General features: G+C 49.5%; 1 protein-coding gene. It reads right to left on the bottom strand.

The annotated features are described in order from the left end of the window. Positions 1-1,097: 1,097 nt before the first annotated feature. Complete coding sequence (locus tag J0895_RS08365; RefSeq protein WP_207087650.1) at positions 1,098-3,302, bottom strand: caspase family protein; 2,205 nt, start codon at positions 3,300-3,302, stop codon at positions 1,098-1,100. Between the last annotated feature and the right edge of the window lie 402 nt (positions 3,303-3,704).

A 3,704-nucleotide genomic window follows, 5' to 3' on the forward strand; every position in this document is an offset into this window, starting at 1 on the left:
AAATGGGCGCGATTACGTCCAGGGGAATTAGTTCCCACTTAGGATGGAAATCAATCACCGCTTCAATCGATTTAATCTTGTCCAGTTTCGTTTATTTTACCCCAACTTCGACCCGTTTAAATCGATTGAAACCCCACAATTAAAGGGGCATTGTAGGGACAGGGCAAATGCTCTGTCCTTCCTCATTTTCAGACAACCCAACACCAGCTTTACAACGGAACCCTCACCTGGAGGTCGTTACCCGATCAGAAATCTCTTGGGATTTAAGGGAGATCAGACCCGGCCCCTGTTGTTAAGAATGGTCCCATTACTGCAAGGTTGTCGATATATAGCAGTTTTTGGACTCATGAGGTACAGATATTTCTATAGCAATCCTAAATGATTTATGACATATATAGCTCCCCTCTCCCCCTTTGGGAGAGGCCTGTCCTGAGCTCTGAGCCCTGAGCCCTGAGCCCTGAGCCCTGAGCCCTGAGCCCTGAGCCCTGAGCGGGTCGAAGCCTGTCCTGAGCCCTGAGCCAGTCGAAGCCTGTCCTGAGCCCTGAGCCAGTCGAAGGGTCGAAGGGGGTCGAAGGGGGTCGAAGGGGGTCGAAGCCTGTCCTGAGCCCTGAGCCAGTCGAAGGGTCGAAGGGGGTCGAAGGGGGTCGAAGGGTCGAAGGGGGTTGGGGGTGAGGGCATTCCACAACTGATAAAGGATCTGCTATAGCAATCCTAAATGATTTGGAGCAAAACTCGCAAGCAAGACTAGCTATATTTTCTTAACCCTTCTATATAGGTCAGGAATCTGGCGATCGCACCCTAAATTAACCCTTTCCGCCCCAATCCTGGCACAGGTTGAGGACCCTGAAACAATTCTATTTTTAATAACTTATTATTATATCATATAAAGCTGGCTTGTCAAGATATATTAAAAAAACCCTACCCATCCACTAAACTCTCATGATCCAGAGGCTATAAGGAGTGCGAGCATCTTGCTCGCTTTAAAAATAGCGTTAAAAATAGCGAGCAAGATGCTCGCACTCCAAAAGAATGTACCTCATAAATGTGGAAAACGCTATATTCCCAAACCCGCCCATAATTCCCTTCCATTCTCCATATCAAACCACCTGAAACGTAATCGATAAAGCCGCCATTTCTTCCGTTTGAGCCACCCGAGAACGGGGGTCAAAAGATGCTGGAATAGAGCGACTTTGGTTCAAATCTCCCCATAAATTTTCCACCGCTGAAACCGATTCCTCTGCCAATCCTAACACCCCATCTCTCGTCCCTCGCGCTGCTGCAATTTGTTGTAACTGTTGCAGGGAAGTCCGCAAGGGAGACAGACTGGCGATCGCCAAAATTTCAGCCGTCCCCAATGGCGGTGAAATCGTCAGTTTAAACGGATCGCCACTCTCAGGAATCAACCGCGTTTCCCCCGCCTTCACCAATGCTGCATCAACCCCTGCCGTCCAACTATTCGGAAAAACCACCACCAATTCCCCCGTCGTCGTAATCACCAACAACGTCACATATAAATCCCGACTTTCCCCATTCCTCACCTCACACTGCACCTCAACTCCCACCGGAATCCGAGGAATCCCCCCTCCCAAGTTCGTAGTAACGACTTCAGTCGTCCCTCCACTCCCCCCACGAGTCGTAAACGCACTCGCCGCAAACTGCGCCTGAGACCCTTGCAACATTTTCAATCCCAAAGATACATTCAACCGAGAGGATTCCGCATTTAAGGTCAATTTCACCAATCGCGCCGCCAACAATGCCCGAAACTTACTTTTCAGGCGATCGCATCCTTGAACCACCGACTCTCCCACCTCTCCAAACGAACCCGGAATCAAATCCAACCCCGCATCATATAACCCCAAACTCCCCACTGCCGGAACCTCCGCCATCCCTGATTCCCGCACTTCCTGATGCAACGCCTCCGTCATCCGTCCCAAAATATAATGCACCTCAGTTTCCCCCAACGGCAACGCTTCCATCCGTTCTAGGGCCGCAACTGCCCGGTTTGCCGCCTCCAACTCTCCCCCCAACGACTCATCCAACCCAATCCGCAACGTGAGATTATCCGGAATCGCCCGCGCCTGTTCCTGCAACAGCGCACCCGGTTTGACTCCTGCCGAGGATGCGACTGCCTTCCCCTGCGCCAATAACCCCTGGCGCGACTCAATTTGAACCAATCCTGGGGGTTCTGCCTCCGTCACCACCGCAAACACCGCATTGCGATTAAACGCCGTCAACGACTGCGGATCAATCCCCCCTAACCACACTTGCAGGCGATCGCCATTCACTGCCGTAATCACCGCCTCTGCCGGAGGTGACTGTACCGGCAGGAAATAAGTCGGTTGCGATTCGTTCCCGCTTCCCGGTTTAACCTCCATCTCCGGTACTTGGCGAGTCGAAGAAATTCGCATCGTACTCCGTGAGACATTCCCCACCACCGTTTTTACCGTGTGACTGCCTGTTTGCTGCCATAGATACTGCGTGAGAACATAAGTAAACGCCCCAGCAAAAAATCCCTCAAACGCCGCATCTGCCGCCAATTGCGTCGCTGCTGCCGAAGCAATCACCACCCCTTTCGCCACCCCCTTTTGCCGGTCCTCCACAAACTGCTGTTGTGAGACTCCCAACTGAGAAATCCACTGCTGATGATAGTCTCGTTCTTCCGCATTGGGATAATCCCCGCCAGGAATTGCCCGAATCGTCAAATTTCCCCGCTTACCCCCACCGGAGTGACAACTATCTAAAACTACCGTAATATTTTCCGTATTAATCGCCGACATCCACAGAAACAAACTCGCCCCCATAATATCAGAAACTGTCCGCTGACCCTCCTCAATTAAAGTCTGGCGATCGCTTGGAACAAAGGTACTATTCAACCGTTCCCGAGGATTCCCCAAGGGATTATAAGGATTAACCACCTGTGCACCATGTCCCGAAAAATGCAATACCACCACATCCCCCGGTTTTGCCTGAGCAATTAAATGAGATTCCACCGCCTCAATCAACCCAGCGCGAGTTGGTTTAATGGGGGTATTATCCGTCACCATCAGAATATCTTGGGGATTAAATCCAAACCGATGAATCAACAACTCTCGCTGTAACTCAACATCAGTAATACATCCCCGTAACGGACTAATTTTAGCCTGAAAATAGTCATTAATTCCTATCAACAAAGCCAACTTGCGCGGCGTATCCTGAGCCAAAACCTGAGCATACCGCAACCCTTGCCGCTGAACCTCTAATTGACTCCACCCTAAAACCCCTAAAGCTGCACCGGCACCTTGAAGAAAATAACGACGTTTCATAACAGCCCTTATTCTAAAAATTCCTAAACAATTCCAGACAGTCCGACCCTAGGCCAAATTCCCTCAATTTTACTCGAAAGAGTACCCAAATCCAACTCTCGCCCTTCCCAAAGCAGGACCTCTTCAGAATTGACCAATATTTCTCAGCTTATCATGCCGTGACTGCCCCTATTCTCACGATAAAGTCCCTTAACCCCACTTCAATTCTCCTAAAATCCTCTCAAAACATTAAAAAAATATAAAATTTTACAGAATTCAACTCTAACCCTATGTTATGGTAGCGAAAATCCTAAAGTCACCGGAACCAATCCAAACAACTCAATCCACTCAAAATTAACGCAAAAAACCATCCTTAAATTCCAACCATCCAGACCGAAATCATCAAATCCTCTCCGTGAAAAT

This window comes from Phormidium pseudopriestleyi FRX01, assembly GCF_017313335.1.
Lineage (GTDB): Bacteria > Cyanobacteriota > Cyanobacteriia > Cyanobacteriales > Laspinemataceae > Laspinema > Laspinema pseudopriestleyi.